This window comes from Pedobacter sp. AC379 (assembly GCF_979258145.1).
The window spans coordinates 4,394,603-4,421,191 of the sequence record NZ_OZ409839.1 but is presented as its reverse complement, the minus strand read 5'-3'; the positions used below and the strand labels follow the sequence as shown (position 1 = coordinate 4,421,191).

At 36.6% G+C, this 26,589-nt stretch carries 24 protein-coding genes; 9 read left to right on the top strand and 15 right to left on the bottom strand.

Annotated features, from left to right (window positions below):
• Nucleotides 1-2: 2 nt before the first annotated feature.
• From aroC to ACZZZW_RS19315, 5 genes are all read right to left on the bottom strand, one after another.
• Nucleotides 3-1,100, bottom strand: a complete 1,098-nt coding sequence (gene aroC, locus ACZZZW_RS19335) for a chorismate synthase (RefSeq protein WP_463495927.1) — start codon at nt 1,098-1,100, stop codon at nt 3-5.
• 147 nt (nt 1,101-1,247) lie between these two features.
• On the bottom strand, nt 1,248-2,537 hold the full coding sequence (aroA, locus tag ACZZZW_RS19330) for a 3-phosphoshikimate 1-carboxyvinyltransferase (protein WP_463495925.1): 1,290 nt from the start codon (nt 2,535-2,537) through the stop codon (nt 1,248-1,250).
• A gap of 175 nt (nt 2,538-2,712) precedes the next feature.
• Nucleotides 2,713-3,852 carry a chorismate mutase gene (locus ACZZZW_RS19325; protein WP_057934078.1) on the bottom strand — a complete coding sequence of 380 codons (1,140 nt, stop codon included), beginning with the start codon at nt 3,850-3,852 and terminating at the stop codon, nt 2,713-2,715.
• A 111-nt stretch (nt 3,853-3,963) separates the two neighbouring features.
• Nucleotides 3,964-4,797 carry a prephenate dehydratase gene (locus ACZZZW_RS19320; RefSeq protein ID WP_463495922.1) on the bottom strand — a complete coding sequence of 278 codons (834 nt, stop codon included), beginning with the start codon at nt 4,795-4,797 and terminating at the stop codon, nt 3,964-3,966.
• A gap of 317 nt (nt 4,798-5,114) precedes the next feature.
• Nucleotides 5,115-5,735, bottom strand: coding sequence for a hypothetical protein (locus tag ACZZZW_RS19315; protein ID WP_463495920.1), 621 nt, complete (start codon nt 5,733-5,735; stop codon nt 5,115-5,117).
• Between the two features lie 781 nt (nt 5,736-6,516).
• On the opposite strand from ACZZZW_RS19315, the gene ACZZZW_RS19310 reads away from it, so the two are divergent.
• A complete protein-coding gene (locus ACZZZW_RS19310) occupies nt 6,517-7,824 on the top strand; it encodes a M12 family metallopeptidase (RefSeq protein WP_463495918.1) in 1,308 nt (435 codons plus the stop codon).
• Nucleotides 7,825-8,040: 216 nt separating this feature from the next.
• Here the strand turns inward: ACZZZW_RS19310 and ACZZZW_RS19305 are convergent, their stop codons facing one another.
• The 3 genes from ACZZZW_RS19305 to ACZZZW_RS19295 are packed head-to-tail and all read right to left on the bottom strand — an operon-like array spanning nt 8,041 to nt 10,269.
• Nucleotides 8,041-9,003 carry a sterol desaturase family protein gene (locus ACZZZW_RS19305; protein ID WP_463495916.1) on the bottom strand — a complete coding sequence of 321 codons (963 nt, stop codon included), beginning with the start codon at nt 9,001-9,003 and terminating at the stop codon, nt 8,041-8,043.
• A 1-nt stretch (nt 9,004) separates the two neighbouring features.
• Entirely contained in the window at nt 9,005-10,063 is a 1,059-nt protein-coding gene (aroB, locus tag ACZZZW_RS19300) for a 3-dehydroquinate synthase (protein ID WP_463495914.1), read from the bottom strand.
• A complete protein-coding gene (locus ACZZZW_RS19295) occupies nt 10,063-10,269 on the bottom strand; it encodes an RNA-binding S4 domain-containing protein (RefSeq protein WP_131031553.1) in 207 nt (68 codons plus the stop codon). Before ACZZZW_RS19295 ends, aroB begins: the two co-directional genes overlap by 1 nt.
• 94 nt (nt 10,270-10,363) lie before the next feature.
• Between ACZZZW_RS19295 and ACZZZW_RS19290 the strand changes: the two genes are divergently transcribed.
• Entirely contained in the window at nt 10,364-11,548 is a 1,185-nt protein-coding gene (locus ACZZZW_RS19290) for a proline dehydrogenase family protein (protein WP_463495912.1), read from the top strand.
• Between the two features lie 475 nt (nt 11,549-12,023).
• Here the strand turns inward: ACZZZW_RS19290 and ACZZZW_RS19285 are convergent, their stop codons facing one another.
• The 5 genes from ACZZZW_RS19285 to ACZZZW_RS19265 all read right to left on the bottom strand — a co-directional run bounded on the left by ACZZZW_RS19285 (nt 12,024) and on the right by ACZZZW_RS19265 (nt 17,769).
• Nucleotides 12,024-12,344, bottom strand: a complete 321-nt coding sequence (locus ACZZZW_RS19285; protein ID WP_463495910.1) for an Mpo1-like protein — start codon at nt 12,342-12,344, stop codon at nt 12,024-12,026.
• An 8-nt stretch (nt 12,345-12,352) separates the two neighbouring features.
• Nucleotides 12,353-12,988: an HAD family hydrolase gene (locus ACZZZW_RS19280; RefSeq protein WP_463495908.1), complete on the bottom strand. Its 636-nt coding sequence runs from the start codon at nt 12,986-12,988 to the stop codon at nt 12,353-12,355.
• Between the two features lie 271 nt (nt 12,989-13,259).
• The gene (locus ACZZZW_RS19275) at nt 13,260-15,968 is read right to left on the bottom strand and encodes a PQQ-dependent sugar dehydrogenase (protein WP_463495906.1); all 2,709 of its coding nucleotides are present in this window, start codon (nt 15,966-15,968) and stop codon (nt 13,260-13,262) included.
• 100 nt (nt 15,969-16,068) lie between these two features.
• Complete coding sequence (locus ACZZZW_RS19270) at nt 16,069-17,487, bottom strand: PQQ-dependent sugar dehydrogenase (RefSeq protein ID WP_463495904.1); 1,419 nt, start codon at nt 17,485-17,487, stop codon at nt 16,069-16,071.
• A gap of 99 nt (nt 17,488-17,586) precedes the next feature.
• Entirely contained in the window at nt 17,587-17,769 is a 183-nt protein-coding gene (locus ACZZZW_RS19265) for a hypothetical protein (protein ID WP_055907095.1), read from the bottom strand.
• A 213-nt stretch (nt 17,770-17,982) separates the two neighbouring features.
• Here ACZZZW_RS19265 and ACZZZW_RS19260 point away from each other — a divergent pair, with 213 nt between their 5' ends.
• From ACZZZW_RS19260 to ACZZZW_RS19230, 7 genes are all read left to right on the top strand, one after another.
• Nucleotides 17,983-18,207: a cold shock domain-containing protein gene (locus ACZZZW_RS19260; protein ID WP_055907098.1), complete on the top strand. Its 225-nt coding sequence runs from the start codon at nt 17,983-17,985 to the stop codon at nt 18,205-18,207.
• Between the two features lie 83 nt (nt 18,208-18,290).
• Nucleotides 18,291-18,473: a hypothetical protein gene (locus ACZZZW_RS19255; RefSeq protein WP_055907101.1), complete on the top strand. Its 183-nt coding sequence runs from the start codon at nt 18,291-18,293 to the stop codon at nt 18,471-18,473.
• A gap of 246 nt (nt 18,474-18,719) precedes the next feature.
• On the top strand, nt 18,720-19,622 hold the full coding sequence (locus tag ACZZZW_RS19250) for a helix-turn-helix domain-containing protein (protein ID WP_463495900.1): 903 nt from the start codon (nt 18,720-18,722) through the stop codon (nt 19,620-19,622).
• Between the two features lie 118 nt (nt 19,623-19,740).
• The gene (locus ACZZZW_RS19245) at nt 19,741-20,748 is read left to right on the top strand and encodes an aldo/keto reductase (protein ID WP_463495898.1); all 1,008 of its coding nucleotides are present in this window, start codon (nt 19,741-19,743) and stop codon (nt 20,746-20,748) included.
• 188 nt (nt 20,749-20,936) lie between these two features.
• On the top strand, nt 20,937-21,122 hold the full coding sequence (locus tag ACZZZW_RS19240; protein ID WP_055907107.1) for a cold-shock protein: 186 nt from the start codon (nt 20,937-20,939) through the stop codon (nt 21,120-21,122).
• Between the two features lie 7 nt (nt 21,123-21,129).
• The gene (locus tag ACZZZW_RS19235) at nt 21,130-21,327 is read left to right on the top strand and encodes a cold-shock protein (protein ID WP_055907110.1); all 198 of its coding nucleotides are present in this window, start codon (nt 21,130-21,132) and stop codon (nt 21,325-21,327) included.
• Between the two features lie 451 nt (nt 21,328-21,778).
• Entirely contained in the window at nt 21,779-22,555 is a 777-nt protein-coding gene (locus ACZZZW_RS19230) for a helix-turn-helix domain-containing protein (protein WP_463495895.1), read from the top strand.
• Between the two features lie 589 nt (nt 22,556-23,144).
• Here the strand turns inward: ACZZZW_RS19230 and ACZZZW_RS19225 are convergent.
• Entirely contained in the window at nt 23,145-24,413 is a 1,269-nt protein-coding gene (locus tag ACZZZW_RS19225) for an Hsp70 family protein (RefSeq protein WP_463495893.1), read from the bottom strand.
• Nucleotides 24,414-24,491: 78 nt separating this feature from the next.
• On the bottom strand, nt 24,492-26,585 hold the full coding sequence (locus tag ACZZZW_RS19220) for an HRDC domain-containing protein (protein WP_463495891.1): 2,094 nt from the start codon (nt 26,583-26,585) through the stop codon (nt 24,492-24,494).
• Between the last annotated feature and the right edge of the window lie 4 nt (nt 26,586-26,589).

Sequence of the window (26,589 nt, the reverse complement as noted above, 5' to 3'; positions counted from 1 at the left end):
GTTTAAATTACACTTGCTTTATTTCTTAAAAACTGATCAGCTAAAACCAGGGCGGCCATCGCTTCTACAATTACCACAGCTCTGGGAACCACACATGGATCGTGCCTGCCTTTTCCTTTAATTTCTGAAACTTCACCAGCGGCATTAATGGTTTGCTGGTTGTGCATTATGGTTGCAACAGGTTTAAAAGCTACTTTAAAAGTAATATCCATTCCGTTAGAAATGCCACCCAAAATACCACCGGCATAATTGGTAGTGGTTTTAAATACTTTAGCATCTGCATTCTTTGGTTGTGGAATATCGTTGTGTTGCGATCCTCTTAATTCGCTTCCTGCAAAACCAGAGCCATATTCAAAGCCATGTACGGCATTAATACTCAGCATTGCCTTGCCTAAATCGGCATGTAATTTATCAAAAACTGGCTCTCCTAAACCGGCCGGACAACCCTTTATTACGCAACCGATTTTTCCGCCAACGGTATCTCCGTCTTTACGAACTGAATCAATAAACTCAATCATTTCGTGTGCCGTTGCAGGATCAGCGCAGCGCACAATATTTTCTTCCCTGATTTGAAGTAGCGCAGCTAAATCATTGCTTTCTAAATTTGGTGCTTCGATAGTACCTACTGAAGTAACGTGAGCAAAAATTTCGATACCCTGCTGTTTTAAAAACAATTTGGCAATTGCACCTGCAGCTACACGAGCAGCTGTTTCACGGGCAGAAGAACGGCCTCCGCCACGGTGATCACGAATACCATATTTTGCATCATAAACATAATCGGCATGGCTCGGACGGTAAACATCAACATTGTGGCCATAATCTTTTGAGCGTTGATCTTCGTTCGGAATTAAAAGTGCAATCGGTGTACCTGTACTTTTTCCTTCAAAAATGCCCGACAAAATCTGAACGGTATCGCTTTCTTTCCTTTGTGTGGTTATTTTGGATTGACCCGGTTTACGTTTATCCAGTTCTGATTGGATAAAATCCATATCAATATCCAATTGCGCCGGACAGCCGTCAATAATTACCCCAATTGCTACGCCATGAGATTCGCCAAAGGTAGTGATGCGAAATAGTTGCCCGAATGAATTGCCTGCCATATTATTTAGATGTTAGATTTGAGATAATAGATTTGAGATTTACACCTCAAGCCCGACTCAAATCTAGTTAGCTTGTTGTTTATTTGTCTTAATTTAATCTAGTGTTCAACCCTGGTATAGATTCTCTCAAATCTCCTATCTCGTGTCTCAAATCTCTTTCACATCAAATCCTGCTTTTTTCAAATCTTCCCAATAATATGGATAAGATTTTTCTACTACCTGCATTTCTTCAATTTCAACTTCGTTAATTAATAGTGCAAGTGGTGCAAAAGCCATCGCCATACGGTGGTCTTCGTAGGTGGCAAAGGTAACTTTATCAGGAAAATGAAGATTTTCGGTATTTAAAGTATATACCAGATTATCTTCTGTAAAAGTAACCCCAATTTTAGCCAATTCGTTCTGAAGGGCTGCAACACGGTCTGTTTCTTTAATTTTTAAGGTTTCTAAGCCTGTAAAAGCCATATTTTTACCTAAAGCAGCCGCAATAACCACTATAGTTTGTGCTAAATCAGGGCAGGTTTTTAAGTCTAAAACTTCTTTTGTATCTAAAGTAAGGCCTAAATTGCTAATGGCTATTCCTTTATCTGTTTTGCTGGTAGCGATGCCAAAAATCTTCATAATATTTTTGATCTGGCTATCGCCCTGCAAACTTTTCTCTTTTAATGCAGGTAAACTAATTTCTGCCTCATCAGCCAGTGCTGCAATGCTATACCAATAAGATGCTGCACTCCAATCAGGTTCAACAACCAAGGTGCCAGGTTTAAAAGCCTGTGGTTTAATGGTAATCGAATTTCCGTTCCAGGCATGTTCAATCCCAACTTCGGCAAGCATATCCAAAGTCATATCTACATAAGGCTTAGAAGTAAGTTCGCCTTCAATCTCTAAAGTTAATCCCTGGGGCAGGATAGGGGCAATCATCAGCAAAGCTGAAATATATTGACTGCTGATATCGCCTTTGATTTTAACTTCGGCTGCTTTTTGGTTTAAAGGGCCAACAATGTTTAACGGTGGAAAACCATCTGCTTCCGCATAGGATATATCAGCTCCGATTGTTCGCAACGCTTCAGCCAAAATCCCGATTGGGCGTTGTTTCATCCGCTCGGTTCCAGTTAAAAGGAAATTGCCATTTTTGGCGGAAAGATAAGCCGATAAGAAGCGCATGGCAGTACCAGCAGGGCCAACATCAACCAGTTCAGAGTTTGCAGTTTTCAGTTTAGCTTCTGCTCCTGTATCACTAGTTTCAACACCCAACTTGTTTAAGATACCGTTTAATGTTACCGTATCGGCAGCATTGGAAAGATTTTCTACTTTAACCAGTTTTTTACTTAAAGCGCTAATAATTAAAGCCCTGTTGCATTCGCTTTTAGAACCTGTTAATTGGATTTCCGTATCAATATTCTTGGTTCCTTTAAAAGAAACTAAGGCGTTTTTCGACATTTTTATTCTGTTTTATTCTTAAATGTAGTGTCAGAGATATTCATCTGACACTACATTATATTGTTTAATATCAAATTGAGTTAATCGAAAACTACCGTAAGGTATTCAACATGCTCAAAATGACATCACTGTTAAACTTAGCTTTAAGCTTTAGTCTTTCAGCTTTTAACCTCATCTATGCTTTAACCTCAGTATGTTGCTCAGCAGCAATACCTTGTTCAGCTTTGCCAGCATTCATAATTTCAGTTTGCTTACGGATTGATTCACCGTGCATCAATTCTAAGAATTTCTCAGTAAAGTTTAAGTCTAATTTTAAAGCTTTTGCAAAAGCATGACCTTTTTTAATGATGGCATCCCAACGGTTAACCTGTAAAATAGTTACCTGGTTATCGCGTTTAAACTCACCAATTTTTTCTACAATAGCCATACGCTCACCTAATTTCTGTAATAAGATATCATCAATTTTATCGATTGATTTACGTAAGTCAGCTAATTTATCAGCAAAAGCTTCGTTTGGTGCTTCCGGTTCACGAACGGTTAAACGATCAACCAATTCAGCTAAAGCAGCAGGGGTAACTTGTTGTTTAGCATCTGTCCAGGCCACTGAAGGATCTACGTGAGATTCGATCATTAAACCTTGCATATCTAAATCCAATGCTTTTTGAGAAATGTAAGGAATCAATTCACGGTTACCGCAAATGTGGCTTGGATCGTTAATGATTGGTAACTCAGGGCAAAGTGTTTTTAATTGGATAGCAAGTTCCCACATTGGTTCGTTACGGAAAGAACTTTTCTCGAATGAAGAGAATCCGCGGTGAATAGCACCAATTTTAGTAATTCCAGCACCGTTGATACGTTCAATTGCACCAATCCATAATTGTAAATCAGGATTAACAGGGTTTTTAATCAATACCGGAACATCATGTCCTTTTAAAGCATCGGCAATTTCCTGAACGGTAAAAGGGTTTACAGTAGAGCGTGCGCCAATCCATAAAATATCTACACCAGCTGCTAAAGCCTCTTCAACATGTTTTGCATTAGCAACCTCTACAGCTGTTGGTAAACCAGTTTCTGCTTTAGCACGTTTTAACCACTCTAAACCAATACTTCCAATACCTTCAAATTCTCCCGGACGGGTACGTGGTTTCCAGATACCAGCTCTCAATACCGATACTTTACCAGTAGCAGCCAATAAATGTGCTGTAGTTAATAATTGTTCTTCAGTTTCTGCACTACAAGGACCAGAAATGATTAATGGTTCGTTGTTTACGTTTAACCAGGTGTTTAATGGTTGGATGTTTAAATTAAGTTTCATGATGATGGTTTTGTTTAAATCCGTATTCCTTAAGCGGATGTCTGGAATTATATTTTAATTATTTTATATTATGAATTGGATGTTCTGCTATTTTGTTCGGGCTCCCGATTATTACACTTTATCATTCTTTTGGTATTCGCCAAGTATATTGAAGTTTGAAGTATATTTTAATGCTTTTCTAATTGCTTTATCATACTTCTCTGTACTTGGCCATTCTAAATCAACATAAAAGTAATATTCGTTTCTTTTACCCAATACCGGCATAGATTGTATTTTTGTTAAGCTTACATCCTGTTCGGCAAAGATGTTTAAAACGGTAGCCAGTGAGCCTGCTTTGTGGCCAACCTGAAAACAGATTGATGCTTTGTTTATTTTCTTTCCTTCGTCTGTTTTATCTTTTTTAAGGATCAGAAAACGGGTGTAATTTTTCTTATTCGATTCTACCCGGCGTTCCAGAATGTTTAATCCGTATAGTTCTGATGCTAAGCTGTTTGCGATGGCCATTGTATCCGTTAATTTTTCATCCTGGATACGTTTTGCGCAGGCAGCAGTATCATTGCTCTCTACAATTTTAATGTGCGGGTAATCGTAAAAGAAATCGATGCATTGGCGGATGGCGATCGGGTGGGAGGTAACCACTTTGATGTCTTCAAACTTTACACCCGGTAGTGCCATTAAGTGCAATTGAATAGGAAGGTAAACTTCGCCTACAACTGAAAATCCATAATCGCGGATTAAAGTGTAATTGGGTAATAAACTGCCTGCTATGGAGTTTTCTATAGCCATTACCACAAAGTCGGCTTCATTTTTCTCAAGTTTGTCGCAGGTTTCTTTAAAAGAATTACACTCAACAGTTTCGATGTTTTTACCAAAGAATTTGTAAGCGGCTTCTTCGTGGAAAGATGCTTTAATACCCTGAATTGCTACTCGTTTTGTCGTTTCCATTTTTGCGTTAAAACAAAAAAGTCCCGGCTGTTTGCCGGGACTTTTTTATACATTTTAATATTGTTATATATCTTTTTGCATATTAGCCCCGGCTCTCACTAAAATAGTAAAAGTAACCAAAGTAATATGTGTTAAAATTTTTCATTCTTTTTTTTGTTGAGCCAAATGTATGGAACAAAATTTAATTTGTCAATAGTAAAACGAAAATATTTTTAATAAAATTTAATTTTGTTAAAAATGATCTTAATGGGTTTTAGGTATAAATCGTGCTTTTTGGTGTAACCAGGCAAAATTTAAAATGGTTTGAGGGGATGAATTTATTCAGCCATTTTTTTGGTAACCGCTAAGATGGCACTGGTCATATATTCGCCTAAATAGCTCACGTAATTGCCGTTTCTGTCAATCACCACAAAACTGCCGGAGGGATAATGATATTTGAAAAAATGCTTCTTGATGCTTTGTTCCGGATCTTTGATCCAGTTGATTGAAGAACCATATTGCCCGGTACCAGTTATTTCAGCGTAAATGTATATTGGCTTTATTTTATACTGCTTTAACAATGCTGTTCTCAATTCTTTGTGTTTGGCCTTAATGTAATCAGTATTTCCAGTGGAATTGGAACTGTCCTGTCCAGGATGATAAATTATTACAATTGGCTTTAGCGAATCAATTTTTTTATTTGATGCTGTTTCTAACAACAAAAGGAGTTTGGTTTTATCCTTTATTTTACCTTGCTCTTCTCTGTTAATCAGTTTGCGATGATTGGACGAATCGCCTGGAATATCTAAAAAAACATTAGTAGATCTTTTCTCATCAAATACAGATTTCTTGATTTCTTTATTATCTATATCAAAATACCTAATATTTTTAACTTCTTGGGCTTTGGTATTCAGTATTAGAATAAACAATGTTAAGGTAGAGAGCATTAAGTTTTTCATGGCAATATTATTTAACGCAATATGCTAAATACTGTGCTAAAAGGAATATGATGATGAAACTAATTCGTTAAATGATTATTTACTGCACGTAATTGCTTAAATTATAGTTAAGGCTTTAAAATTGCTGCATGCGTGAGAATGACGTTGATGTTGCAGACAGTGTTATAAATTTAATATCGGTGTTTTCCGTGTATCCGTGGCTAAAAAATAGAAGAAATCGTTAACAAAAATTGAGTTAAAAATTCATATTGTAATCAATACTAACTGGATTCTTCAATTAGATAATGGCACTTAATAGCAAACCGCTATACCCAAACCTTTGCTTAATTTCAATTCTTCAGTTGATCAAAATTTGTTGATCTGGAATAAAACACAATTTATTTGATATTTAATGCATTTATATTACAAATTGATTCGGAAAAGCCCTATAATTGTGTATAATTTTTAATTACTGAATGTCTGAATTATTCGTCTAATGTTTTGAATTAGTTATAAATTTGAGTATCATTATTTTACTTTAAACAACCTGAAAATTGAATATTCGAAAAGCATGTTAAAATTTTTTTGCAAATATTCAATCGTCGCGCACTTTGGGTGAGTAAGTCGAAATATTAACTATTTAGAAAAATAAATAAATTCAAATACGTGATAATAAAATGTTTATGTTTATTTATGTCGTCTTTCGTGATAAATTTTATAGCTACTATTTCACTATTTGGACTATAAAGCACAGCCTATAAACAACTGCCAAACCATTATAAACTTAAAACCTAATTTTCCTATGAAATCATTAATCAAAGCATGTGTATTGCTTCTTTTAGTTGCAACGCTCAATTCTTGTAAAAAAGAGATCAAAACAGACGACCTGGGCAACAAGGATGCCATATCATCTGTAAAACAAGGTGATTCTACCATTCACAAACTGTCTATCAATGGAAAACCGACTTATGTAGTTGAAGTAGACGGTATTTACAAATATGCTGGTGACATTACCATCAGCCAAGAACAGTTTAATACATTAAAAAAGCTTGCAAATAATATCTCTGCAAAAGAAAGAGCTACAATTATACAAGCTTTTTCAGCAACATGGCCGGGTTCAGTTGCTTATTACAACTATCCGGATCCTGCAAAAATGACGACAGCACAATACAATAGTTATGTGTCTACCATCGACGCAGGCTTAGCAAATATTACCAATGCTACAGGCATTAAGTTCGTAAAAAGGACCAACCAGGCCGAATACATACAATTCGTTTTGTCAGGTGGCAACAACTCTCCGTTAGGCTGGCGAAAAAACAGGGTTAATACCGTAAACCTGTACAACTATAATTACGTTGGGATTTTGATGCACGAAGTGATGCACTCTCTAGGTGTAATGCATGAACAATGCAGGCCAGATAGAGATCAATATGTTATTATAAATTATGGTAACATACAATCTGGATTGGAGTACAATTTTAATACCGACCCGAATTTTGGAGGCCATGGCCCGTTTGACTTTCAGTCAGTGATGTTATATGGGGCATACTCTTTTTCTTCAAACGGAAATCCAACAATAACCAGACTGGATGGTTCCACTTTTAATGGACAAAGAGATGCGCTATCGATTGGTGACATTGAAGGCCTAAAAGCACTATATTTTCCAACAGATTATAGTGGTGTGTATAAAATTACACCATCTTATTTAGGAACAAAATCTTTTGATATTTTTGGAGGCAGTATCACTGATGGTACAAATATTATTATCTGGCCTTCCCATGGCAATGCGAACCAAAGATTCATATTCAGGAAAGTTGAACACGGATATTACCAGATTAAATCTAGTGCAGATACCAACAAGGTTTTAACAGTGCGCAACGCTGGTACTACAAATGGTACTCAGGTAGAATTGAGGACGAATGCTAATTTAAATAACCAGCAATTTAGCCTGAAAAATGGTGGCAATGCTGGTTTTAGTCTTTCGCCTAAACACGCGCTTGGGCTAAATGTTGAAGTAAGCGGTCAAAGTACTAACGATGCTGCCAACATTGTGGTAAATGCAGCTAACCAAACTTCTGTAGCGCAAAGATTCAACTTTACAAAATTGTAGATCACAAAAAATCCTACGCATTTGGCAATTGTTGCGTAGGATTTTTAAAAACCTGATTTATTTTGAAACCACAATATTTGTTCGATGAAAGTATTTCAATTTAATGCCCCATCAGAATAGTCAGTAAGGTAAAAATTATAAAGGCTAGAAAGATATTTAAAAACATGCTGTAATAAAAGTAAAAACTCTGGTTAGCAAGTTTTGGTTAAAAGGCTTTTACCCTGTAGAACTTAATTCTCCCCGATCGTTGAGTCCTTTTACTTTTTGTTGCTGCAGTTCTTCATAATTTTGCTTTTCTGTTTCCCGCAACTCCTGCTGCATTATTTTAGCAATTTTAGTGCTTCCGTCATGGCTCCATCCCGGTGGATTAACAATATACTTTATCTTATCAATAAAAGTTGGTGCCTTTTTAACATCAGCCTTTAAGGCAATAAATTCATGGAAAATAATATTTACAACACCAGTATCTTGAGGTTGTGTAGTTAAACCATATTTAACCACATCTTCTGGCAATTCTTCCTGAAAAGTTCCGAACAACCTATCCCAAAGGATTAAAACCATACCCATATTTTTATCAAGGTAACGTACGTTGCTGGCATGGTGTACACGGTGATGAGATGGCGTTACAAAAATGTATTCGTACCATTTTGGAAGTTTGATATTGTATTGCGTGTGCACCAAATTACCATAAATTTGAGTAATGAGATAGGCAAAAAGTATATCAACAGCCGTAAAACCCATAAATGCCAATGGCAGGTAAAAGAAAACGCGGTACAAAGGTTCGAACACGGTTGAACGGAAGCCAGTGGTTAGGTTGAAATGTTCTGATGAGTGATGGGTAACATGCATAGCCCAGAAAAAACGCACATAATGCCCAACGGTATGCAAAAACCAATACAAAAAATCCTGTGCTAAAATTAAAACTATCCAGTACACCCAAACATTAGATATTTGGAATAAACGGAATTGATAACAATAAGCCAGCAAGAAAAACGTAAAAGTTTTTGTGCCCAAATTAATTACAACTGCCGCTGTCATCAGGTAAATATTTGTCCAGGTATCGCGCTTGGTGTATAGTTTTTTATCGTGCTGGTAACTGAAATACATTTCAACCAGGGTTAAAACGATTACGAAACCAAAAAGCCCGACAACAGAAATATCACTTCCGGTAAAATTCATTTTATAAACTGTTATAATAATCCAAACTGCTTAAAATATCAGCAGTACTTACACGGCAGTTAAACGTGCATTTACCGGTGTTTTCCAAGAGCGAAAAAAGTATGTTTCCATCTTCATTTTTTTTATCGCTTTGCATCAATTCTAAAAGTGTATCAAAACTTTCTTTTTTGATGTGGTATTTTGGATAAAGTGATAAAATATATCCGCTAATATCATTCAGTTCTTCTTTTGTTAGTGTACTGTTTTTGATTGATAATGCTGCTTCGCACACAAAACCAATGGCAATAGCTTCTCCATGTGTTAATGGATTTTCATCATTGGCCAATGAATAACCTTCTACGGCATGTCCAATGGTATGGCCGAAGTTTAAAATTTTCCGAAGGTTTTTCTCGTGTGGATCGATGGTTACCACTTCGTTTTTAATTTCTACCGAACGGTAAATATCTTCAGCCGACGGGCTAAGGTAATTGCTGGCTTTTAATTTTTCGTAATAAGGTTTGTCGTAAATCAAACCATGTTTGATCATTTCGGCAAAACCTGATAAAAGCTCACGTTGTGGCAAAGTTTTTAGAAAGGCTGTTTCTATAAAAACCATTTGCGGCAAGGTAAAAGTACCTACCATGTTTTTAACATTATCAATATCAATACCTGTTTTGCCACCTACTGAGGCATCAACCTGTGATAAAAGGGTAGTGGGTACATTAATGAAATCGATACCTCTTTTGTAAGTAGAAGCAATAAACCCACCCATATCGGTAATTACGCCACCACCTAAATTGATCATTAAACTTTTGCGGTCGGCTTCAAAATCCAATAAGGTTTTCCAGATTCCGATACAAAAATCGATATTTTTATTTTCTTCACCTGCCGATGTTTCAATGAGGTCAAATTCAGAAAAGTCATCTAAAAGTGATTGAAAAAGTGGCAGGCAGATTTCGCTGGTATGCTCATCAGCCAAAACAAAAACTTTGCTGTATTTATTACTCTCTAAAAGCGTTTTAAGTGCTTCAAGGTTACTTTCGAAATATAGGGTGTGGCCTGCGCTGGTTAGTGGTTCCATTAAATAACTTCTATTTTATTTTCGCCAAAAGTAATAATATCACCAACTCTAACCTTATAACGTTTGCGGAATTCGACTTCTCCGTTCGCTTTTACTAAACCATCTTCTACAACGGTTTGGGCATCACCGCCACTGCCAACCAATCCGCTTGCTTTTAACAGTTGGATTAATGGAATAAATTCGCCTTCTAATTTGAATTGTATCATTTTATGCAAAAATACGATAATTTAAAGGTTTTTAGTTTTAACAACCAATGCTTTTTATAATTTTGCACCAATCTGACTTATTATACTGATAAAAATGGATTTATCCCCCAACAAACAACCAAATTTCGATAACACGGAGATTGCTTTCCGTCAAAAATCTAACAATGAACTAAAAAAAGCCTATTGGCTTTTTAAAATGATCGGCAGTAATTTTTTAACCAAAGTTGGACCGGCCATTACCAATTTCTTTTTAAATATTGGTTTGCCAATTCAGGGAGCAATTAAAGCCACCATTTTTCAGCAGTTTTGCGGTGGCGAAACCATTGCCGAATGTAATAATGCCATTGAGCAGCTGGATAAAGGTGGTGTAGGAACTATTTTGGATTACTCGGTAGAGGGTGAAGATGAAGAACAGGTTTTTGATGAAACCTGTGCCGAAATTATCCGCACCATTGTACGTGCAGATGGTGATTCAAAAATTCCAATTACTGTTTTCAAAATTACCGGAATTGGCCGTTTTGCCCTATTACAGAAACTGGATGCTAAGCAAACTTTAAATGACGCAGAAAAAGCAGAATTTGAAAAAGTAAAGGTTCGTTGCGAAATGATCTGTAAAACTGCCTTTGATAAAGGTGTGCCGGTTATGATTGATGCAGAAGAAACCTGGATTCAAGATACGATTGATGAACTGGCTTTAGACATGATGCGTAAATTTAACCGTGAGCGTATTATTGTTTACAATACCTACCAAATGTACCGCCATGATAAATTAGCAGATATGAAAGCCGACCATCTGATTGCAAAAGCGGATGGTTTTATCCTGGGTGTTAAAATGGTACGTGGTGCTTACATGGAAAAAGAACGTAAACGCGCATTGGAAATGGGTTACCCTTCACCAATCCAACCAGATAAAGTAGCATCTGACCGCGATTATAACGAATCGTTACGTTATTGTGTAGATCATATTGATGAAATTGCCATTGTTGCCGGTACACACAATGAAGATAGCAGCCGTTTACTGACTTATCTTTTGGAAGAAAAAAATATCAGTCATAATCACCCTCACGTGTACTTTGCACAATTGTTAGGTATGAGCGATAACCTAAGTTTTAACCTTGCTGATTCAAATTACAATGTAGCCAAATATGTTCCTTATGGGCCGATTAAGGCTGTAATGCCATACTTATTTAGAAGGGCGCAAGAAAATACTTCAGTAGCCGGACAAACAGGTCGTGAGTTGGGTTTGATTGAAAGAGAATTAAAAAGAAGGAAACTATAATTCAGTTTCAGTAAACATTTAGTGGTTGAAGTTAATCACGGAATCGTCATTTTGAGCGGAGTGTAGCGCAGTAGAGAATTCTAAATAGATAGATCTCTCCATTTTGCTGCGCTTCAGTCGAGATGACGATTTTTTTTCTTATCCTCATGATGAATTTATTTCAGTAATTACCTTGCTTTAAAAAGACCCTCAAATGAATTCAGGGAGACGAATCTTGGGAATCGCCATGCTGGATTTATTCCAGTAATTATGTTGCGTTAAAAGACCATGAAATGAATTCAGGGAGACGAATCTTGGTAATCGTTGTGCTGGATTTATTTCAGTAACTACCTTGCTTTAAAAAGACCCTGAAATGAATTCAGGGAGACGTATCTTGGCAATCGCCGTGCTGAAATTTATTTCAGTAACTACGTTGTTTTAAAAAGACCCTGGAATGAATTCAGGGAGACGAATCTTGGTAATCGTGATGCTGGATTTATTTCTTAACTATAAAAGATTGTTTGCCGCTGAGCAAATCGTAAAAAAGGATAAAATCGCTTACCAAACTATAACCCGGATAGTGAAAAGTGGCGGGTTTGTTCTTTTCGAAGAAAAAATGCCCAATCCATGCAAAGCCATACCCTAAAACAGGTATGGCCAGGAAAAAATGCCAGTTATGAAAAAGAAAACCGGTAAAAAAGGCCAAACAAACCAATCCCGTACCAATAAAATGTAAAATACGAGATGTGGTATTGGTATGTTCTGATAAGTAAAAAGGGTAGAACTCTTTAAGCGACTTAAACTTTTTTTCTGCCATGTAGTAATTTACAAAATTCCGTTTGCTTTTAAAAAAGCACCCAATTGAGCAGGTTTTTCAGTCATTAACAAGGTGTTTAGCCCAACTTTTTTAGCACCTTCTATATGTTGCGGACTATCATCAATAAACAAAGTTTCGGCTGGATTTAAATTATTGTCTTTTAATACCTGTTCAAAAATGTTGGTGTTTGGCTTACGCAATTTCATGTGCTGCGAGAAATAAGCTTTCTCAAAATAAGCGTCGTAATTATTGATCTGGAAACTTGTTTTCAGGTAGTTAATTATCCAATCGTAATGGATTTCATTGTTGTTGCTCAATAAAAAAGTGCGGTATTTTGCTTTAACTTCAAGCAGCAAGTCATGGTTTTCTTGTATTGTTCCAATTAATAAACTGTTCCATGCATCATCAATCTGTCCGTCGGTAAGTTCTGGTTTGTTTGCTGCATTTCTAATTCCTGCCCTAAATTCAGCTGGTGAGATGGCACCGGTTTCGAAATCGTCAAATAATTTATTGTGTCCTTTATGTGCGAAGAAGTTTTCAATATCAGTAATGCCCAATTTTTGAAAAGAGGCTTGTGCAATTCTGAAATCGATATCAAATATTACGTTTCCGTAGTCGAAAATAATGTTTTTAATGTTTTGCATGGAAATCATCAGGATTTGCTGCAAAGATATTATTGTTGATTTAATGAAAGGCGTTAAACCGTATTTTTTTACAATAAAAAGCCCGAAACACATTAGTATTGGTTTCGGGCGTGATATTTTAGCATAAGCGTCGTTATCATTCAGATAGCTAGCGGGGCTTAATCGATAGCCACGAAGACCTTAATGATAATCTTCATGTATTATTTATAATTTCTATCAGCATTAAGATTCCCGCCTGCTCTGGAATAACAATAACAAAAAATCATGGTAATTACTTAGGTTCTACAGTAATCGATTGAATAATTGGTCGGTTCTTTTTGTCGCCAGTTTTTAGCTCTTTAAATACAAAATAGATACTATGGAATTTTCCATCCGATATCATATTTATAGGAATACTTTTTCTGAAGGTTGATTTTCCAATCATAATTCCTTTACTATCGTCCAATCTGATTTCGATTTCCCCATCAGCTCCCGGATCAAGGTTCAGAAATGAATAACTAAAGCCCGAAATACCTGTTAAATCGACATTTTTAATCGCTATCCATCCATTATCCTTAGTCAATACTAATTTTTCGCCACCAAAAACGTCCTTTCGCTGAAAACCTGAAAAATCTTTAAGGTCATCAGCGTCAATTACACTGCTTTTAAGATTGATGGTATTGGTTGTGGTTAATGGTTTTAAACCTGCGGCACCTGCATCAGTATAAGTTGCCTTTAAGGTTAATACCGATTTCTTTTTATCAGTAGTTGCCGGCGGAACAATTTTACCCGAAGTTGGAAGTGAAGCTTTAACAGCCTCTTTATTACCCAATGTCATAATCCATTCTGTAATTTTTTTAACATCAGCCACTTTCATAGCCGTATGCGCAGGCATAGGTACTTCTCCCCAAACACCCTGACTACCGCCAATTACCTTCGAAGCCAGGTAATCGGAAGCTTTGCTATCGTTCTTGTACTTTGCTGCAATTTTTTCAAAAGCAGGCCCGATAGAAACAGCAGATTCTTTATGGCAGGTGCTACAATCGGCTTTAAGCATTAAAGCCCTGCCCACCATGGTTTGTGCAGCCTGCTGGTGACCAAGTTGTGCACCTGCTAAATCAGTGCCTTCGGTATAGGTATCGGAAATATAAATGCGGCTGTTATTTACTTTGGCACCTTTATCACTCACTAATACCTTATAATCAACAGGTTTATTCGGGAAATAAAAAGTTTTGTTACCCGCTAAATCTATACTTACATTAGGATGTTCATTGCCGGCAAAAACAGAAATTACCTGGCTTTTTGCTGAAGCTTTGCTTTTATCCATTACAGTTACACTTACAGGATATTCGCCTGCTTTTGTAAAAGTATATTGTAAATTTGGTGTAGTGGTGGTTTTAATAACTCCTTTTCCAAGGTTCCACACATAGGTTAAGGCATCACCATCAGGATCTTTAGCCGAAACATTTGCGTTTAATTTGTATGGAAGTAAGCCACTGGTTTTGGTAATATTAAGGCTTTCTACCTTTGGTGGCCTGTTTCCTTTAAGGTAATCGATTCTTGTTATTGCTGCATCCGGATTTTTCGTAAACCAGCCTTTACCATATTCTAGAACGTAAATTTTTCCGTCGGGCCCGAGTTCCATATCAATTGGTGCGGCCAAAGAAACATTGCCCATAAAAGGCTCCATGCTTACATAATCGCCCTGTGCGTTCATGGTTACTGCTTTAACCCATCCACGAACCCATTCATAAATAATCAGTTTTCCATTATAATAAGCAGGGTATGGAGAATTTGCCGTAGCATAATAAACCGGGCCAGCCATTGCTGTACGGCCGCCTGCACCCACCTGAGGAAACTCCTTCGATTCGCCATAAGGATACCATATATAAGCTGGTTGTGCTGGTGGAAGCTCTTCCAGCCCCGTATTATTTGGCGAGTTATTGATCGGCTTTGCAGGATCGAAAGCATTTCCGTTGGCTCCATTTGTATAATCGTAGGCTTTATAAGGATAGTTATTGCCAATAAATAAAGGCCAGCCAAAATTACCTGCTTTGCGCGCCTGGTTTACTTCATCATAACCTCTTGGTCCTCTTAAAGCATCATCGTTACTTGCATCAGGGCCAACTTCACCCCAATATAAAAAATTGGTTTTTTGATCAACAGAAATGCGGTATGGGTTCCTATCGCCCATTACATAAATTTCAGGCCTTGTTTTTGGATTGTCTTTCGGGAAAAGATTTCCATCCGGAATGCTATAAGTGCCATCTTCATTTACTTTTATTCTTAATATTTTACCCCTTAAATCGTTGGTATTACCGGCCGATCTTCTGGCATCATACTGTTCCAGTCCTTTTCTATTGTCAAGCGGGGCATATCCTTTATTTACATATTGCTGTTTTGGCACATCAAAAGGAGTGGAGTTATCACCTGTGGAAACATAAAGTAAGTTATCCGATCCAAAAGCAATTGAACCACCTGTATGGCAGCATATTTCGCGCTGAGAATAGAATTCGAGAACGATTTTTTCAGATTCTTTTACGAGCTGATCATTCACCAGTTTAAATCTCGATAATCTGTTTACGGACTTATCAAACGGACTGTAAAAAAGGTAAATGTATTTATTTACCGCAAATTTAGGGTCTGCAGCCATACCCAATAAACCTTCTTCTGCATTAACATCAGGAGTGTTGGTTTTAAAGTAAACATCGAGTTTGCCTGCCTCTTTAATTTTTTTGGTTTGATTCTTATAAATTAATAACTCGCCCCTACGCTGGGCAACCAAGATATCGAGGTTCGGAAGTACGGTCATTTCAGTGGGTTCAGTAAATTCGCCCTGTGCAAGGGTTACTTTAACAAAGCGGTCCTGATCTGGCGTATCAATTTTGTTTTTATTAAATAAATCGAAAGTTTTACGCTTGTAAATATTTTTGTTTAGAGTTGTTGCGGAAATAAATAAAACTGCAATTGCAGCTATCAATAGGGTAAATCTTGTTTTCATCTATTTGGCTGAGGGATTTTTATAAATATAGAATATAGTTTTTTATCGAGCGGTATTGTATCAAAATTTATGCGAAAGATTGATTTAAATTCGCTAATCACTAATCAGTTTTTGATGTTTTCAAAATAAAATCGGCCAGGGCTTCTATGTCTTTTTTGCTGATGGCGCCATTCCACGCTGGCATTCCTTTTTCTATAATTCCATTATTGATAGTGTTTATAATGGCTTGCTTATCGGCTCCATGTTTAAATTTTAGCCCGATCAGACTGTAAACGGTTGCTGTGCCCTGTAGCTTATCGCCATGGCATGAAGCACAAAGCTGTTTAAAAAGATTGGCCGTCGTAGCCGAGGGGCTAGTATTTTTATTATTTGAAGAAATATTCTGAGCCAACTGACCGTTTTTCGTACTCGAAGGCCTTAGTCTGAGGATCATATCATAAGGTCTTTCACCTTTGCTTTCGGGCAAATCAAAGTTTGATGTAGAAATGTATAGGTTTCCATCGGGGCCAACCACCAAAGATCTGATTCTGCCATATTGTTTTTTCAATAATACTTCTTGTTTAACTATTTTGCCTTTATCCATTTCGATTCTCAAAATCGATTCACCTCTTAAACATGCAACCAAAAGGTTATTGTTCAATTGTGGAAAAGCCTTTCCGGTGTAAAAAGTGGCTTCTGCCGGACCAATAGATGGTGTATATTCCAGAAATGGCGTAACCATACCCGATTTAATTTCTTGGTGGTGGATAACAGGCCAGCCATAATTACCGCCTTTTTCAATAATATTTACCTCATCGCCACCGGTTGGCCCATGTTCTGTTGCGAAAAATTGTTTGGTGTTGGGTTGGAAAGTAAGTCCTTGTGGATTTCGATGTCCATACGACCAGATTTCTTTCCGTGCGGTATCATTTTTAACAAAAGGATTGTCGGGAGGGATGCTCCCATCATCATTTATCCTTAAAATTTTACCATTATACGTTTTCAAGTCTTGGGCTAAAATTGGTTGGTCTGCATCGCCGGTAGAAATGTAGAGCTTTTGGTCTGGTCCGAAAACCAACCTGCAGCCTGTGTGGTTTCTTGCTGCGGGAATCTTTTCAATGAGTGTTTTTGGATGGATAAGTGTATCATTTCTAAACTCATAACGAACAACCCGTAGCCATAAACGATTGTTTTCTCCATAATTATGTGCAATGTAAATGAAATGATTTTTTGTAAAAGCAGGATGAATCACCATTCCGAGAAGACCGGTTTTGGTTTCTGCTTTGATATCATTAACCTGAAGTATAGGCTTATCGAGCAGTTTTCCATTGCGATAAAGACGAACTGCACCTGGCCTTTCGGTAAAAAGCATAGTACGATCGGGTAAAAAAGTAATCTGCCAAGGAACGGTAAGGTTTTTGGCTAAAGTATCTACATTAAAAAACACATCATCCTCAATTATGGTAGATTTATAAGTAAAGCTGCTCACGAAAGCAAATGCCGCCATAAAAGACAGGAAAATAAAATGTTTTGTTCTCATTAGCTGTAATAGATCTTATAAATCGTTTTACTAACCTAAATATAGGATTTAATATTAATAAGAAAAAGATTGATGTGAGTTATCTAATTAAAAGAAAATCTATTTGATAACGAGGATGGTGCCGTCGTTTTTAAGCTTGTAATAATATTGTTTTTCAGATTTTCGGTTCAAAATTTCCACAGCTGCAACTTCACCTTGTTTTCCTGTATCATCTTTAATGGTATCTCCGGCTTTTACGTTTTCTAAATCTTCTTCCGAACTGTTTTTGGTTAGCTTTTTCATATTAAGATGGTTAGTGTATCATTAATAACATCATGTAGCAGTACTATGTTTTATTTTGTCGCTTAAAATCAATACAGGTTGTAAAGCAAATCGGTAATTTATCAACATAAAAGGGCATTTAATCTATTTATTGAGCAGCAATGTCTACTGTGTTTTTGGGATCGCTTTGGTTGTATTAGTTTTATGTTAGACTAACTTTCTAAAATAATTTTTATGATTGGCGTAATTACAGCTTACAACAAACAAAGAGGATTTGGTTTAATCTCACAATATTTGGTTCAGGAAAGCATATATTTTGATATTGTAGATTGTAAAGCAAAAGGTTTATATATTGGCAGCACTGTTGAATTTGATACCGTAATTAATAAAAACGGGGTTGTGGCTAAAAATATTTTTGGTGTATCTTCACTAAAACTTAAATCCAAAAAACTAGTATAACATTCGATTATAAATTTGCTTATCTCCTAATCAGGAGAGTCCCGTTAAGCTATTTAATTCAGTTATTAAATAATTGATTCATTATGGCAAAGGGAACAATAGTATCATTACATAAAGATCAGCCGATCTGTTTTGTAGAGGATGATGAGCTTAAAGAAAAAGTTTTAATCCGTAAAACGAAATCACTTAATATAAACGATAAGGTTGTTTATCAACGCATATCTTCTCAAACCGGACTTGTAGGAATTAAGGTGAAAAAGATTTAGAAATAGAAAAATTCACTTAAGCCTATCGAAATTTTTTTTAAATTATTTTATGTCAGTCTATTGTCATTACAAATTTTGTTTGTACATTACAGCATGGGCGATAAAATAAATATGATACTTGGAATAATTTTCCTTTTAGGTGGTTTTAGTGTTTTCTTTGTGATTTTCAGCGGTAAAAAGAGCTAGTTCAACTTCTACAAGCATTTTATTGCGTTATTTTTCGCTTTGAATTGTTTAATTTTGAACATGTATCAAAATTCAATATCCGGCAAAAAAGCAAATTCATTTACAGGTATTCACATCGATCCTATACAATTTAGGGTTGCGGGAATGAATGATGATAAATGTAAGCTGAACGCTTATAATAGGAGGGATTTTTACAAAATCTCACTAATAACAAAGGGTTGCAGTACTTTGTTATATGCAAACCGCGATATTGAAATTAACAAGCCGGCACTTGTTTTCACCAATCCATTAATTCCATATTCATGGGATGCAAAGGATGAAGAAACGGTTTACGATGGATATTTTTGTGTATTCAGTGAAGATTTTCTGCATACGGGCAGCCGTATGGAAAGCTTGCAGGATTCTACTTTGTTTAAAGCAGATGGAAACCCGGTTTATCTGTTAGAAGATGAACAGGTGACGTATTTGAAAAACATTTTTATCAGGATGCAAACAGAAATGGACAGTGATTATATTTATAAATATGATTTGATCCGTAATTTTGTGAATGTAATTATCCATGAAGCCGTAAAAATGCAGCCTGCCGTGGCTTATTTTAATCCTACCAATGCTGCATCAAGAATTACCAACCTGTTTCTTACTCTTTTAGAAAAACAATTTCCTGTTGATTCTCCTCAAGCACCACTTAAACTAAAAAAAGCAGGTGATTATGCCGATAGGTTAGCGGTACATGTAAATCACTTAAATGCAGCCATACAAGAAATAACGGGTAAAACCACAACTTCTATTATTAATGAGGCTATTATTGCAGAAGCCAAATCGCTACTGGCACAAACCAATTGGAGTGTTGCCGAAATAGCATTTAGTCTGGGTTTTGAATACGCATCCTATTTTAATAATTTTTTCAAAAAGCACACCGGCTATACACCGATGAAAATTAGAAACAGCATTTTGCCTGCTTAACAGTTCCAATTCCATTATTTTTTTTCAGTTGATTTCTTTAATAAACACTTTGATTTGTTTAATCGGCAAAGCTTGCTGCGGCTATACCTTTGTTTATCAAAAATTAAGAATTTAAACGATGGAAATTAAAAAAATAAACTTAGGCAGCCAAGGGTTGCAGGTGCCCGATCAGGGTTTGGGCTGCATGGGCATGACTACAATTGCTGGTGGAGATATTTACGGCAAGGCAGATGAACAAGAATCGATCGCCACTGTACATAGAGCACTCGAACTTGGTATCAATTTTATAGATACTGCCGATCTTTATGGTCCTCTGTTAAATGAGCGTTTGTTGGCAAAGGCAATTAAAGGTAACCGCGATAAATATACCATTGCCACTAAATTTGGATACGAAATTGATGATCAGGAGCAATTAACCTGGGGCTTTAACGGTACGCCAGCATATGTAAATAAAGCGGTGGAGCGCTCGCTCAAAAATCTGGGTACCGATTATATCGATTTATATTATCTGCACCGGGTTGATCCTAATACGCCGATAGAAGAAACAGTGGGCGCAATGGCCGAACTTGTTAAGGCAGGCAAGGTAAAATACATTGGTTTATCTGAAGTTTCTGCTGATACTATTAAACGTGCGAATAAAATACACCCCATTACCGCTGTACAGAGTGAATATTCACTTTTTGAGCGCGAGGCTGAAACCAGTGGCGTATTGGATATCTTGAATGAGCTTGGAATTGGTTTTGTTGCTTATTCTCCACTGGGAAGGGGCTTTATTTCTGGAGATATTAAAAGCCCGGATGATTTTGCTGCGGATGATTTCCGTAGGAGTATTCCACGTTTTCAGGGAGAGAATTTTTACAAGAACCTGGAATTGCTGAAAGAAATTCAATCGATGGCTGCCGAAAAAGGGATTACGCCATCTCAACTCGCACTTGCATGGGTAATTAATCAGGGTATTATAGCTATTCCAGGTACAAAACGGATTAAATATATCGAAGAAAATGCTGCAGCATCTCAAATTATATTGAGTACTCACGAAAAAGAAAAACTGGCATCAATTGTTCCTGTGGGCATTACAGCTGGCGGGCGTTATGATGCTTCACAAATGCAATTCGTAAATGCTTAGTGTATCAGTTATTAAACAAGGAAGTCGGGGCCTAGCCCATGACTTCCTTGTTTATGGCGTTTTTTTTAACTGGTTTGTGTTTAAATCATCATTAATTATTCTTTAATCTATAGTTTTTACCCCGAAATCTATTTAATTGATAAACCTTTTTATGTTTTCGTATGTTTATGTTTTAAAATCTAAATCAAATGCAGGGAACAGTGAAATTTTATAATGAATCTAAGGGTTTTGGGTTCGTTATTACTGAAAACGGGGATGAAGTTTTTGTTCATATTACCGGTTTAATTGATAAAATAAGTCAGAACGATCGCGTAGAATTCGATATTGCTCAAGGCAAAAAAGGACCTAATGCTGTTAATGTAAAACTCATTTAACGGAAATATGAGGTTAGGTACAGTAAAATTTTATAATAACGAAGAAGGTTTTGGCGGCATTACCCCTTCAAACGGAGGTAAAGAGGTTGATGTTTTTGCACATGGTGTAATTGGTGAGATAAAACCGAATAACATTGTTCAGTTCGATATCGAATTTACCCAAAAAGGGGTTGAGGCTGTTAAAGTAATCGTTTTATCAGCTTAGCAAGCTTTTTTTATTTTTCTCAATCATAACATCTTATCTAAAAACTTTGATATTAATTTAATTGGTACTGATTACATGATCTTAAAAAGGGATTAATGTAGATCGTGCTATTCTTGATTTTTTCCAAACATAATTAAAAGGCTCTCCGCCTCTTAAGAAATTGCACTATTTGTAAATCTGTTTTCTCCAAAAAAAACTGTCTTAATGATATTTTTTGAATGCATTTATATATTTAAATTTTGTCTAATAGCTGGTTTTTCCACTTACAAATATTTTAATTTTCGCCAAAAATGATTAATATTTGTCTAATAAATTAGGCTTTATGGTGTTTTAGAGTGCTTTTTTGCGATATTTGTGCCTGACAAAATAAAGTAAACCTGTAATAAGATTAACAAGCTGTAACCTGGTTGAACTATTTCTGTCTTACTAATGTTTATCCTTTAAGTTTATTATGATACAGTTAGAGCCAATTAGCGGGGTTTTTAATAGAGAGCGTGCGTTACAAGCGATATATCCGATGCGTATGCTGATCGTTAAAGAGGCGAGTGGTTCTTTGTGTATGAATTCTGGCGATTATGATTTAATGCCTCAAAGAATTTTTTTTATTCCTGAAGAGGGACTTGTTAGGCTTGAAGGAAAAATTACCTCAGGTTATTGGCTAAACTTTAGTAGTTTGTTATATGCAGAGTTTTTACTGCAACATTTAGATCCACTTGCAAAAAACCTTTTTATCAATTTATCTTATCGTGATTTAACACATCCGGAGTCTTCAAAAACTTACTCCTTACTTGATCAGTTAAAAAGGGAAATCAATGCTAAAAAGGACATTCGTTTTATGGCGCAATACTTATCCTTATTTTTAGGATTTACTGCTGGTTTAGACGGATATCTTGCCGCGTTAACTTTAGATGAATTGCAACACGTATTACGTTTCAGGGCTATTTTGGAACAATATTTCAGAACAGAAAGGTCTATTCTTTTTTATGCAGAAGGTATGGGTATGAGCACCGGAAAACTGAATAAATTTTTAGACCGGGTATTGGGAAAAAGCTTAACCGTACTAATTAAAGATAGAATTATGAGGGAGGCAGAGGAATTATTGATCCAAAGTGAATTTAGTGTTGATGAAATAGCTGATATGCTGGGCTTTGAACAAACCACTAAATTTATGACGAGCTTTAAACGCCACAAGGGAATTTCTGCACTGCAGTTTAGTAAATTGGTTTAGGGAAAAATGAAAATTGGTGCGTCTGGCAAAGAAATGGCCATCAGTTTGATTTCATCTCTTCTAGAAAACAGGCTTCCGAACCTCACAACATCAATTGCTATTGCGCCTAACGCGTAAGGCCTTGTTTACTGTATCCAATGATCAGCCGCACCAATTTTACATCCGCTAAATTATAAAATCTTCGCTTAAAGAAGAAAATTATTCCTAATATTATTACGATGCTGTATTTTGGTATTTACAATGCTGTATTTGAGGTGTTTCTATGCCTTTTTTTTGTGGAAATTCAGTTTGGTAGATGCTGGTAGATTGCATTGCTTACACATTGAAATTATTTTAACCACAGATAAAAGGATTCACACAGATAAGGAAAATCCCTGTTCATCTGTGTGAATTTATGGTTAAAAATAGAGTCTGGTATTTGAGGACACAGACCAGGGAATAGGAAATAATTTCATTTGTACAACAACTAAGTTCCAGTAAGTCAGGCACCAACTGATAACTTAACACATAATTGTTTTAGAAATCCGTGTTTATCTGTGTCTATCTGTGGTTAAAAAAAACTTAGCCTGACAATGTTGATTGTTACCCTTTATTCTTCAAATAAATAGCCACTATATGCCAATCCTTTGGCTACACTTTTAAAGTTATCACCAGAATTTAACGGTATGTGTGGAAATTTGCGCTTAAACAGACTTTGTACTGCAGAAACCATCGATGTTCCTCCGGTTAAAAACAAACAATCGATATCTTGTGGATTTATTTTATAGGTTTCCATAAACTGATCGAGGTAAGCATCGATTTTGTTGATGTCTTTTTCGATAATTGAATTGTACTGATCGAGCGAAATATTTTCGTCAATCTCAATTTCCATATTGCTATAGGCAAATGTAGAAAGTTGTTGGTCGGAAAGTTCGATTTTTGTTTTCTCGATTGATCTGAATAAAGAATAACCGAGATTATTTTCAATCAGGGTAATTAGGTTTTTGAACTTCGGATCGTTTCCTGAGTAATAATAGTATTCTTCTATCTCTTTCTGGATTTTTAAACCATTAAAGAAGTTCATTTTATCCCAGGTACAGATATTGGCGAATAGTGATTTCGGTACATTTAAAACTTTACCACGGGTGGCTTCATACATGGTGTTTTTGCCAAAATAAGGCGTTCCTTTGTCCCACATAAAGGCAGAATCCAAACTATCGCCGCCAATATAAATGCCTCCTGAGGCAATCATATCGTTTTTTCTGTCTTTGCTTCCTACTTTATCCGGATCTAAAATCAGGTAAGTAAAATCTGTTGTACCACCACCTAAATCGGCTACCAGTACACGTTCTTTCTTATTAATTGTTTTCTCGTAGGCAAATGCGGCCCCAATGGGCTCAAACTGAAAACGAACTTCTGTAAAACCAGCACTTTCTGCCGCTTTTTTTAACCGTGTTTGGGCAAGGGTATCTTTTTGGGTGCTGTCGTCATCAAAGAAAACCGGGCGACCAATAATGGCTTTTTGGCAATCTTCGCCGGTAATTAAGTCGGCTTTTTCTTTCAAATCTTTAAGGATCAGCGTAACCAGATCGGAGGCTGTGTACCTTTTGTTGTGAATACGGGTTTCGGTAAATGTTGTTCTCGAAAGAATCTGTTTAATGGATTTAATAAACCGGCCTTTCATGCCATCATTCAGGTAAGCATCTATTGCTTTTTCGCCTACAATGTGGTTTTCGCCATCAATCATGCTTTTTACTTCCGTAAAATAAATTAAGGAAGGAATCGAAATCGTATCTATAATTTCCTTTTTTTCTTCGTCATAGATGGAAAGAGCCGAGTTGGTTGTTCCAAAATCGATTCCGTATAAAAACTTACTCATGGGCTTGATGTGTTTGGCTTGTGGCGAATAAAATGGGGTTGCGAAAGTATTAAAAAAAGCTTTATTGAACTAATTTTTCTAAAATAATTCACTTGTACCCAAATGTGCATTTACGATGCGGGTAATCTGTTGGCCAAGTTCTTTTGCATTGCCAATGCCTACGCTTTTAAGTGCGGCAAGCTGATCGGTTGTTCTGGGCATGCGTTCGGCGATAGATAGTAATGCCAAATCGGATAATACTGCATAATCTTGCGTTCCGCGCTGCGTGGCTATGGTTTTACGCCATTCTACCAGGTTTTTATAAACTTGTGGATTGGAAATTTCTTTGGGTTTAATGCTCGATTTAACAGGTTTTTTAACAGGTTGCTTATTGCTGGCGGCATGTAAGGTGCTGATATAATCTATAATGGAAAAAGGATTCCATGAAATTTTGAATAAAGCTAATTTAACCTGAAGGGCATCTTTACAGTCGCTTAAGGTGGTAAGCAGCTTATCGGAATGGGTATCGTTATAAAAATTAATGGCCACTATCCGTGCCATGAGCGTCATTACCTGTTCCAGTTTAGGCACGAAATAATCTGAGGCCTTCTGCAAACGTTCCATAAAAGCAGTTTCGGTTGCTGGATTTTCGTGTGTACTTATTTTTGAAAATTCTTTGGTTATAAAGTTTCTGGCAACTTTTAAAATTTCATGCTGAAGAATTTGATTTCCCTGCTCATAAATGGATAAAAAAGCATTTTTTTCATCTTTATCGATGAGTTTAGATCGTCCGAGTTTTTCCCAATCTTTAGAGATAAGTGAAAAATCGAGTAATTCGTGGATAAGGCCCCAGGCATATTGCTGGCTATAACGTTCCAATAGTTCGGGCGTAGGTTTAGCCTGGTGGCTGGCTTTGGTGAAACCGATTACCTTGGCATCAGTGATGATGTTTCCGGCAACTACCGGCGATTTTAAAATCAAGCCTTCTAAACTTCTGCAACGGCTGAGTGCCACATAGGCTTGCCCGTGGGTAAAAGCGGTGCTCACATCCACTATTGCTTGATCGAAAGTTAATCCCTGGCTTTTATGTACGGTAATGGCCCATGCCAGTTTAAATGGGTATTGAGCAAATGAACCGGTACTGGTTTCGTCGATTTTATTTTCGTCGTCGCTAAGGCTGTATTTTACATTCTGCCAAATTTCTTTTTCTACTTCAATTTCCCTGCCATCGCTGGTAAAACTTACCTTGATCAAATCTTTATCAATTGCGGTGATTTTTGCAGCTTTACCGTTATAAAATTGTTTTTTACCCGAAGAATCATTTTTAATGAAGATTACCTGGGCACCAAGTTTTAACTGTAGTTTTTCATCGGTAGGATAGGCATCTTTCGGGAAATCGCCAGTTACTGCTGCATTGAATTCGAAAATTTCTCCGGGTAATTTTTCCAAACAGCCCTGGTTAATTTCGTTAACCAATTGGTTGTGCGTTGTAAGCGTAATGTAATCGTCTTTCCATTCCTGATCCAATGACGGATCATAACGCTCATTCAGTTTTTCAAGCAAGCTGTTATCCAGGTTATTTTCTCTCATGCCGTTCAGGATATCCAGAAATACAGGATCCGATTGGCGGTAAACCTTATCCAATACAAAAGTGAGCATTGGTGTGGAACGAAAAATTAAACTGTCGAAAAAGTACGGACTTGCATAATATGCGCCTAAAATATGCCATGCATCATGAAAGATGGGGGAGAGCTGATAAAGATCACCAATCATTAACACCTGAACACCACCAAATGGAAGGTTAGAACCTTTGACGCGTTTTAAGGTACGATCAATAAAATCAATAATATCGACCCTCACCATACTGATTTCATCGATAATCAAAAGATCAAGGCAACGCAACAACCTGGTTTTTTCGTCAGAATATTTAAAATTAGTTTCTGCGTTTTCATCAACAACGGGAACCAACGGACCAAAGGGAATCTGGAAAAAAGAATGCAGGGTAACTCCACCAGCATTAATTGCAGCAACGGCAGTGGGAGCCACAACAGCAAAATTCTTTTTGGTGGTATCTCTAATTTTCCGCAAAAGTGTGGTTTTACCTGTTCCAGCTTTACCAGTTAAAAAAACAGGTTGATTGGTGGTGGCTAAAAAATCTAAAAGGAGTTGGTTGTCCGGATCGGGGAAATTCATATCT

What these genes read in the sequence shown, in the direction of transcription:
- aroC (WP_463495927.1), bottom strand. Translation starts at nt 1,100, where the DNA reads ATGGCAGGCAATTCATTCGGGCAACTATTTCGCATCACTACCTTTGGC.
- aroA (WP_463495925.1), bottom strand. Translation starts at nt 2,537, where the DNA reads ATGTCGAAAAACGCCTTAGTTTCTTTTAAAGGAACCAAGAATATTGAT.
- ACZZZW_RS19325 (WP_057934078.1), bottom strand. Translation starts at nt 3,852, where the DNA reads ATGAAACTTAATTTAAACATCCAACCATTAAACACCTGGTTAAACGTA.
- ACZZZW_RS19320 (WP_463495922.1), bottom strand. Translation starts at nt 4,797, where the DNA reads ATGGAAACGACAAAACGAGTAGCAATTCAGGGTATTAAAGCATCTTTC.
- ACZZZW_RS19315 (WP_463495920.1), bottom strand. Translation starts at nt 5,735, where the DNA reads ATGAAAAACTTAATGCTCTCTACCTTAACATTGTTTATTCTAATACTG.
- ACZZZW_RS19310 (WP_463495918.1), top strand. Translation starts at nt 6,517, where the DNA reads ATGAAATCATTAATCAAAGCATGTGTATTGCTTCTTTTAGTTGCAACG.
- ACZZZW_RS19305 (WP_463495916.1), bottom strand. Translation starts at nt 9,003, where the DNA reads ATGAATTTTACCGGAAGTGATATTTCTGTTGTCGGGCTTTTTGGTTTC.
- aroB (WP_463495914.1), bottom strand. Translation starts at nt 10,063, where the DNA reads ATGGAACCACTAACCAGCGCAGGCCACACCCTATATTTCGAAAGTAAC.
- ACZZZW_RS19295 (WP_131031553.1), bottom strand. Translation starts at nt 10,269, where the DNA reads ATGATACAATTCAAATTAGAAGGCGAATTTATTCCATTAATCCAACTG.
- ACZZZW_RS19290 (WP_463495912.1), top strand. Translation starts at nt 10,364, where the DNA reads ATGGATTTATCCCCCAACAAACAACCAAATTTCGATAACACGGAGATT.
- ACZZZW_RS19285 (WP_463495910.1), bottom strand. Translation starts at nt 12,344, where the DNA reads ATGGCAGAAAAAAAGTTTAAGTCGCTTAAAGAGTTCTACCCTTTTTAC.
- ACZZZW_RS19280 (WP_463495908.1), bottom strand. Translation starts at nt 12,988, where the DNA reads ATGCAAAACATTAAAAACATTATTTTCGACTACGGAAACGTAATATTT.
- ACZZZW_RS19275 (WP_463495906.1), bottom strand. Translation starts at nt 15,968, where the DNA reads ATGAAAACAAGATTTACCCTATTGATAGCTGCAATTGCAGTTTTATTT.
- ACZZZW_RS19270 (WP_463495904.1), bottom strand. Translation starts at nt 17,487, where the DNA reads ATGAGAACAAAACATTTTATTTTCCTGTCTTTTATGGCGGCATTTGCT.
- ACZZZW_RS19265 (WP_055907095.1), bottom strand. Translation starts at nt 17,769, where the DNA reads ATGAAAAAGCTAACCAAAAACAGTTCGGAAGAAGATTTAGAAAACGTA.
- ACZZZW_RS19260 (WP_055907098.1), top strand. Translation starts at nt 17,983, where the DNA reads ATGATTGGCGTAATTACAGCTTACAACAAACAAAGAGGATTTGGTTTA.
- ACZZZW_RS19255 (WP_055907101.1), top strand. Translation starts at nt 18,291, where the DNA reads ATGGCAAAGGGAACAATAGTATCATTACATAAAGATCAGCCGATCTGT.
- ACZZZW_RS19250 (WP_463495900.1), top strand. Translation starts at nt 18,720, where the DNA reads ATGTATCAAAATTCAATATCCGGCAAAAAAGCAAATTCATTTACAGGT.
- ACZZZW_RS19245 (WP_463495898.1), top strand. Translation starts at nt 19,741, where the DNA reads ATGGAAATTAAAAAAATAAACTTAGGCAGCCAAGGGTTGCAGGTGCCC.
- ACZZZW_RS19240 (WP_055907107.1), top strand. Translation starts at nt 20,937, where the DNA reads ATGCAGGGAACAGTGAAATTTTATAATGAATCTAAGGGTTTTGGGTTC.
- ACZZZW_RS19235 (WP_055907110.1), top strand. Translation starts at nt 21,130, where the DNA reads ATGAGGTTAGGTACAGTAAAATTTTATAATAACGAAGAAGGTTTTGGC.
- ACZZZW_RS19230 (WP_463495895.1), top strand. Translation starts at nt 21,779, where the DNA reads ATGATACAGTTAGAGCCAATTAGCGGGGTTTTTAATAGAGAGCGTGCG.
- ACZZZW_RS19225 (WP_463495893.1), bottom strand. Translation starts at nt 24,413, where the DNA reads ATGAGTAAGTTTTTATACGGAATCGATTTTGGAACAACCAACTCGGCT.
- ACZZZW_RS19220 (WP_463495891.1), bottom strand. Translation starts at nt 26,585, where the DNA reads ATGAATTTCCCCGATCCGGACAACCAACTCCTTTTAGATTTTTTAGCC.